General features: G+C 56.2%; 5 protein-coding genes and 2 pseudogenes. 2 read left to right on the top strand and 5 right to left on the bottom strand.

Annotated features, from left to right (window positions below):
• Nucleotides 1-515: pseudogene (locus tag IEW34_RS30075) on the top strand (transposase family protein); the annotation flags it as partial.
• 502 nt (nt 516-1,017) lie between these two features.
• Here the strand turns inward: IEW34_RS30075 and IEW34_RS30070 are convergent.
• The 5 genes from IEW34_RS30070 to IEW34_RS30050 form a co-directional block, all read right to left on the bottom strand.
• Nucleotides 1,018-1,596, bottom strand: a complete 579-nt coding sequence (locus IEW34_RS30070) for a methyltransferase domain-containing protein (RefSeq protein WP_188612941.1) — start codon at nt 1,594-1,596, stop codon at nt 1,018-1,020.
• Between the two features lie 308 nt (nt 1,597-1,904).
• Nucleotides 1,905-3,584 (bottom strand): glycosyltransferase family 61 protein, encoded by a 1,680-nt coding sequence (locus IEW34_RS30065; RefSeq protein ID WP_188612940.1) that lies wholly within the window; start codon nt 3,582-3,584, stop codon nt 1,905-1,907.
• Between the two features lie 35 nt (nt 3,585-3,619).
• Complete coding sequence (locus tag IEW34_RS30060) at nt 3,620-4,750, bottom strand: UDP-galactopyranose/dTDP-fucopyranose mutase family protein (protein WP_188612939.1); 1,131 nt, start codon at nt 4,748-4,750, stop codon at nt 3,620-3,622.
• Nucleotides 4,751-4,835: 85 nt separating this feature from the next.
• On the bottom strand, nt 4,836-5,264 hold the full coding sequence (locus IEW34_RS30055; RefSeq protein WP_188612938.1) for a DUF6165 family protein: 429 nt from the start codon (nt 5,262-5,264) through the stop codon (nt 4,836-4,838).
• 247 nt (nt 5,265-5,511) lie between these two features.
• Nucleotides 5,512-6,261: a hypothetical protein gene (locus tag IEW34_RS30050; RefSeq protein ID WP_210324629.1), complete on the bottom strand. Its 750-nt coding sequence runs from the start codon at nt 6,259-6,261 to the stop codon at nt 5,512-5,514.
• Between the two features lie 465 nt (nt 6,262-6,726).
• Between IEW34_RS30050 and IEW34_RS30865 the strand changes: the two are divergent.
• Nucleotides 6,727-6,886, top strand: a pseudogene (locus IEW34_RS30865) (phosphomannomutase/phosphoglucomutase); the annotation flags it as partial.

Below are 6,886 nucleotides of genomic sequence, written 5' to 3'. Positions count from 1 at the left end.
CGACGCAGCCCTGCGCGGACGATTGAGGGAACTGGCGGCGGAGCGTCGCCGCTTTGGTTATCGGCGGCTGCACGTTCTGCTGAAGCGGGAAGGCCACGCGGTGAGGCCGGCCGACGATGATCGTCAGCGACAACGGCACGGAGTTCACCTCCAACGTGATCCTGGGCTGGGCGGACGAGACCGGCGTCGGCTGGCGCTACATCGCGCCGGGCAAGCCGCAGCAGAACGGCTTTATCGAAAGCTTCAACGGCCGCCTCCGAGACGAGCCTCTGAACGAGACGCTGTTCCGTTCGCTGCCACATGCCCGCGCCGTGCTCGAAGCCTGGCGGCGCGACTACAACGAAGAACGACCGCACTCGAAGCTCGGCTGGATGACGCCTCGGGCCTACGCCAGCGCCATTCGCGAAACCGCCGGCCGAAGCGCTGCGCAACCTGACAGCTCAGCGCTTCGGCCTCTTGCACTCGCCATCGACGAAGGCTCAGATCACGAAAGGACTCTCGCTTCCGCTGGATGAAAAACGGGGGTCACGTCACAGCCCACACAACAGGCCACAACCAACCGCCCGAGCGACAGAGCTGGGCAGAAGCTGGGGGCAACGTCACCGGCGGAACCATGCCAGCGCAACGAGATGAACGCACCTACCCGCTACAGCCGAAATAAGAAATAAAGCGACGAGGGCGGGAAATCCGACAAGCTGTATATCTTCCGGACCCCAGTTGGCATACACGATAAAGAAAATCGTCATACCTGCAAGCCCGCCGATAATAGAAGCGCCGACGTCGCTCTCAGGCTCAAGCATTGGTTGGCCGTTTATTCGAAATTATCGATACAACCGCCGCTGTCAAGGACCTCATCACTATCGCTCCGCCGCAAGGACTCCCTGGGGCAATATAGTCATCAGCCTGCCCGCTGCTCCAAGACAGGGCATCGTGGTCCGAAGTACGCCGACAATACCGAGACCGCCTTCGGATGATGAGCTCGACGAAACTCTCCCCCGCCAACCGGCGCCCGCAAGTTCACTCCTTCCGAAAGACGAACAACGAGGTACCATTCGGCTCCCTTCCACCCGACCATGGGACTCCAGCTGCGAGCAACTCCTCTTTCGTGAAATGATCTATCTGCCGATACAAGCAATCCGACCCTAGGACCTGCTCGAGCAGCTTGGGAAAATCGATGCTCCCGAAGATCCGCATATGGTCGCCCTGTGCAAACCGGCGCTTCCTGTCTTCCTCACTCAGCTCTGGCGAGAGGTCCTCATCTGTACGTTCTCCCCGAAACGGAACGGAAAACAACATCGTGCCGCCTGGACGCAATATTCTAACGAACTGCAGCAGCGTGTCCGGCACAGAGCAAGGGATATGCTCAAGAACGTGATTGTGCACGATCAGATCGCAGCTGTCTGAATCGACGTTCATTAGATCTTTGCAAATATCAAACTTGGCAACACGAACCTTCTCATGCTTGTACAAGTCCGGAAACAGGTCGAACGCACGATAGGACCGCCCCACCTTCCCGTGAAAGAAATCCATCAGAAAGCGCTCAGGCGCAAAATGATAGACCGTCATGCCAGGTCGAAGATCGACAATCTTCTGCATCGCGAGGTATAAATACCGGCCCCGCTCCAACGACTTGCATTTCACGCACTGGGCATTAGCGCGATTGTTGTAGGCCTTAAATTCCGTACCGCCGCATATAGGACAACCGCTCACCAAGGCACGACCTCCGTATCATTCGCAATCTCGGTCTATCTGTTCTCTGTCACCAGCACAACATCCGACGCCGCCTGCTGCGGGAAACGTACTGCCCTGAACCACAAGCCAATATCCCGGGTCCGGAAAATAGTACGTGAACCCATCCGTCACTCGCCGCAGAATGCCCACAAGACGTACCTTGCACCCTGACGTCATGCACCGGCGACGTCGAACGGCGATTCCCAGGTCAGTGTGTAAGGCTTCTCCTCAAGCTCCTTCAGGTTCATCAGCACCTCTGGAATGTCAACTTCCCACTGCACGTCCTGATAGTCATCCGGGTTGACCTTCAGATTGCGCCCAAACATCAACCCGTGACGAGAGCCAGCCATCTGGCACGCTCGCAAAGACCCAGCGTGAAAGAAATTCTCGGGATAGATTTCAAGTATGGGAACCCCAGATCCGCAGAAGAGTCCGTTAGTCATGCCCGCTCCATGGAGCCCGCAGATAACCTTCGCGCCAGCAAAAATATTCCGCTGCTCAATGAAGCTGTGCTTGCTGCCAATCAGAACAAAAAATCCCGCTCTTTCTAACGCCTCCGCCAGCTGATCTTCGTTTAGCAATTTTCTCTTGTTTGTGTCGAGGCGAGAGACGTAAATCTTTTCAGGCCAGCTCGCCTCGGCATTTGACGATCTCGATGCGTCAGCCGCTGCTCGCGCCTTCGCTCTTACAAAGGAGAGCGCGGCGGGATGGACCAAATCGGGATGGTCGTTGGCCGAGCTAAAGTCCGACCAAAACACCTTCGCGAATCGAACCGGCTCCCGGCCAAGCTCCAAAATTGCCTCGGGCCTGACGCCCATTGCACAAAGGCTGTCGCGCTGCCAGCTGGAGAGGACCGGCACAACAAACCTCATACCGGAGGTGATCCCAATGGATTCCAGATTCCGAATCCCGGCCAAACCATTCAGCAACCAATGATAGTACATCTTGTGGAGAACATTGAAGCCCCAAAAGCAGGGCTCCGTGACGGCGATCGCCGGCTCACTGATGAAGTCAAATTGAGACTTCTTACCGCCCGATAATATATTTCCATTCCCATCAATCAGAATACCGCGTGCCGGATAACCAACGGCGTTCTCGCGATAATGAAGATTGACAGCTGGGACCGCATAACGCAGCTTTCCATTGTTGTGGGTAGCGAACTTGACCGCCGCCTGCGCGCGCGCTTGCTCGCCATCGGAAAGGAAGAGATGGACCGGATTCACGCTGACCTTGACGGGCTCGATCGTGGCTGCCCCTGGATCCTCTAGATAGCGCCGCACGGGACACGCAGTCCAAGCGTCAAGTGTGCTACCGAACTGAGAGGTTTGCGTGCCCGAAACGACCTTTGACCACCGAAGACCACTGCGAGGGCCGGTGTAGACCATCGCCCGTCGGAACTTCGTCGCTGGCTTGTGGAGCGCCAGTAGCAGGTCCCCGACCAACCGCTGCTGATTTCCATTGGAATGACCGATTGGTTCGTACGCCCCGACCGAGTGCCAGCTTGAGCGCGTTCGAAGAATGTTTAGCGTAACCCTCTGAAATGCATCAAGCAGCTCTGGGGGTGGAGCGGCAATTTTCTCGCGGCGGGTGTCGTGGACATGAATGATTATCCCCCAGCCGCCGTCTCGTCCGGCGGTCAGGACATCCCAGGCAAGCGCCAACGACTTGTTGGACGCGCTGCTAACCAATACAACGTCATCCTCGCCGACAAACTCCTTGAACCGGTCGAGGCAAACCTCGAGCGCCTCGCCACTTTGCCTTACAACAATAGGACCAACCTCGACCGTTCCGCCTAGGAGCCGCTCAATCTCAGATCGATCTTTCTCAAGTACGACCGGTACAATCTGGCCCATGCCCTCCCCCACTCGTCGTCCACTAACAGCCCTACTCAGCTGCCTCGCGCCCTGAGGAACTTCTCTACTCCAAGCAATGACTGATTTATGACCTGGTCCATATCGAGGTACTGGTAAGTTCCACACCGACCGATAAATGTCATTTGATCAAGGCCATCTGCGAGCCCCTGATACTCACCGTAAAGCCTTACGTATCTGTCGTCCGCTGTCTTCACAGGGTAGTATCTTTCCATACCGTTGTCACGGTAGTCGCAAGGCTCCTCAAGTGTGACAGTGGTGACGTCGCTAGATCCAGTCTGATGCCCCGGCAGCGACTTCCAATATGTCTCCCGCGTATACCTTCCAGAATCAGTAAAATTTGTGACGCCCCATAGCGGCACATCAACAACCGAACGCGTCTCTCGATGGAAACGTATCGACCGATACGGAAGCTCCCCTCTGACAAACTCAAAATACTCATCGATCGGCATGCTGCTGAAACAATGCCTGAACTCATGCTCCATACCACGAGTAAACGTCGTCGACAGATGAACATCAATATTGGCATGATCGAGAATACGATCGAACATCTGAGTGTAGCCGTCTGCTGGAAGAGCTTGGAAGGTTTCATTTGGAAAGTAGCGATCGTCGGTGTCGTAGCGAATGGGAATGCGCTTGACGACCGCGGCGGCGAGATCCTCTAGATCGAGGCCCCACATTTTTTTGGTATAAGGGCGAAAAAATAGATCAGTTAAACGTTGACCAATTTTCGAATTGAGATACTCTCCGGAGTTCGCTGGAGATCGACACTCAACCGAAAGATCTTCCAGAAAAGCTTCTACCTGCGGAGCGCTGACCAACGCCGCGCCAAATACCGCATTAATCGTATCTCTGTTCACGGGCAGCGGGACGAACTGGCCATCAGGAAGCAGCGCCCGCACGCGATGTTCATAAGGCACCCAGGCGCTGAATTGCTTAACCCAGCTCACCACCCGTTCGGTACTTGTATGGAAGAGATGCGGGCCATATCGGTGGACACGCACCCCGTTCTCATCAACATAATCATAAGCGTTCCCCCCAATGTGGTCTCTCTGCTCTAGTATCCTAACCCTATGACCAGCTTCCGCCAGGCCTCGCGCGTACACGGCGCCAGCGAATCCACACCCCACGACCAGGTAATCCGCCATGATGCCTCCAAGTGCGACGAAATGTCGCGATCGCGTTTGCTCGCCACCCCAAAGCTTGGCGGGACGCCACCAAGTTTATCCGCGGTTATTTTTCGAGCGTCGAGGGGCTACCGTAATCACTATATGACTTTTCTTCCACATGATGAGAGCCCAGCGCGAGATTTATATTTCTCTTAAGCCGCGCCCGCTCATCATTTTCGAAGTAGACGGATCGCGCGAGGGAGATGAAATTCGGCCCGAAATCGCCGTTTCTTTCGCATTGCCGAATATCATCCTCAATCTGCCAAAGTTTCTCATTGACGCCCCTAAGCCGCACGACCAAGTTTGCTATCTCAGTGATGCCGTTGCCGAGAAGCGCGTCGCGACTAGCGCTCAGGGCCGCAAGCTCGCGTTTGACGTTTTCAAGTTTTGCCCGGTCCGAGATGCGTTCGGCCTTGATTTCAAGAATAGTAATCTTATCGAGAAGTTCGCCGTATGAGACAGGTACCAAGAGCTCATCAGATCGGCCACTCATTCCTTGCCCTCTCACTTGGCACTTGCGCTCCAGCCCGACTTGGGCCGGACGCACGCTAATTTAAACTCGCGGCCACGGGCAAGCGCAACGATCCCGATATACCTAGCCCGCATCGCTCGCTCTCCAGCCACTCACGTCGGTTGCGCGGTGCACCATGGCAATATCGGTCCCATTTGTCGATCCGACCGGCGCGAACTGAGCCAGATTGACGCACAACGGACAGGCGACTCCGACGTGACATGATCGCTTAGCGCGCGTTGGCGCAATCGGGGTCAGCGGAGTCAGCCCGGCTGCTGAGCCTAATGTCATCAAACTCAACCCTGATGGGCAACTCGCTCGCCTTACGGTAGAGCCCGAAAGCGAAATCGAGCGCGGCATTGGGAGGCTTTGTCTCGCATCGACGAGCGTACACACAGTTGGCTGGAGAATTGGTGTAACCCCAAGCTCCTTCATACCTCGCCAAACTGGTCTTTTCGTTCGAATTGCTCGGCCCAATCCAGATGGAGAGCGTCGGCTCTTCCTGATTTTCCCCGAGTTGCGCTATTGGCATAGCATCCATTGTAACGGTATACCAACGCCCGACCTCCAAACCATCGCGGCTTCCTATCGGTATCCGTTTGGCTGAGGGATTTGACCCAGTGTGATCGTTCGCGACACTAGCCCGCACGCTGAATTTTCCCGGCGACCGGCTGGCGATGCTGAGTGCAAACGGCGGCCCGTGCGGGGCGCCCTGCCAGAACTGCGTTAAAATAGCGGGATCGGCACCATCAACTGTATCGACCTTGAACCGAAATCCGAGATGAATTCTTTGCCCAAACCGCGCGGCCAGCTCGTCATTTCTTTTTGTATACAGAAATTGGTAGTTTACCTTCTGCATGGCCTTGTCCGAGCAGCGGTCGCGGTCAGCGCATCCAGCCACCTCAAACGCGAGAGATTTGCGGCCATCGTGCGCATCAATTGAAACCCAAGCCTTGCGGTAGACGCTTGGGTCGGCCACCCCCTTTGGCGCCTTCAAGGCGGACCTATAGCCCACACCCCCGCTCTCCAGTCGAAGCTCTCGCCCGCTGATCGCAGAGCTGTTTGCGTCGATCGCCCGCAGGAGTCCGAATTGACACCGGTCCTGTTGAATCTTGGGAGCTTGAGCGTGAGCTGGAGCTGTGTGCAGCGCCAGACCAAGCGCGACGAGCATAGAGCCAGATTTGAGCACGCTTCATATCCTTCTTTTGTTGATCAGATGGATTAGAGCGCCGCACTGTTTGCAATGACGTCGATCGCGCAGTCACGACGAGCGATTTCGGGCATCTTCCCTGAGGCGGTCACAGCATACCCCACCGGATTGTTAGCAGAGCTGGCAGATTAATCTAGATGGCAAAACGCCGCGCGTCGATGATCAGCTTTTTTCGGGTTGCGCTGACGTACGACACAGCTCATAACGCGCGAGCGATCAGGTCGAGGTCTTGACATGCTTTCAACGCCGCAGGCGGCGCTTGTGCGCAACAGCTATGCCTATGAGACGCAGCCTTTGGTGAAGCCGACGGGCTTTCGCGAATATGATGCGCGGTGGCTGTTCGAGCGCGAGCTCAACCTGATGGGGGTGCAGGCGCTGGGCCTGGGGCTCGGCA

Source organism: Chelatococcus reniformis, assembly GCF_014640075.1.
Taxonomy (GTDB): Bacteria; Pseudomonadota; Alphaproteobacteria; order Rhizobiales; family Beijerinckiaceae; genus Camelimonas; species Camelimonas reniformis.
The sequence above is the reverse complement of the archived record's forward strand: the minus strand, read 5'-3'. Positions and strand labels throughout refer to the sequence as shown.

Coding starts and splice junctions, on each gene's coding strand:
- IEW34_RS30070 (WP_188612941.1), bottom strand. CDS start 1,596: ATGCAGAAGATTGTCGATCTTCGACCTGGCATGACGGTCTATCATTTT.
- IEW34_RS30065 (WP_188612940.1), bottom strand. CDS start 3,584: ATGGGCCAGATTGTACCGGTCGTACTTGAGAAAGATCGATCTGAGATT.
- IEW34_RS30060 (WP_188612939.1), bottom strand. CDS start 4,750: ATGGCGGATTACCTGGTCGTGGGGTGTGGATTCGCTGGCGCCGTGTAC.
- IEW34_RS30055 (WP_188612938.1), bottom strand. CDS start 5,264: ATGAGTGGCCGATCTGATGAGCTCTTGGTACCTGTCTCATACGGCGAA.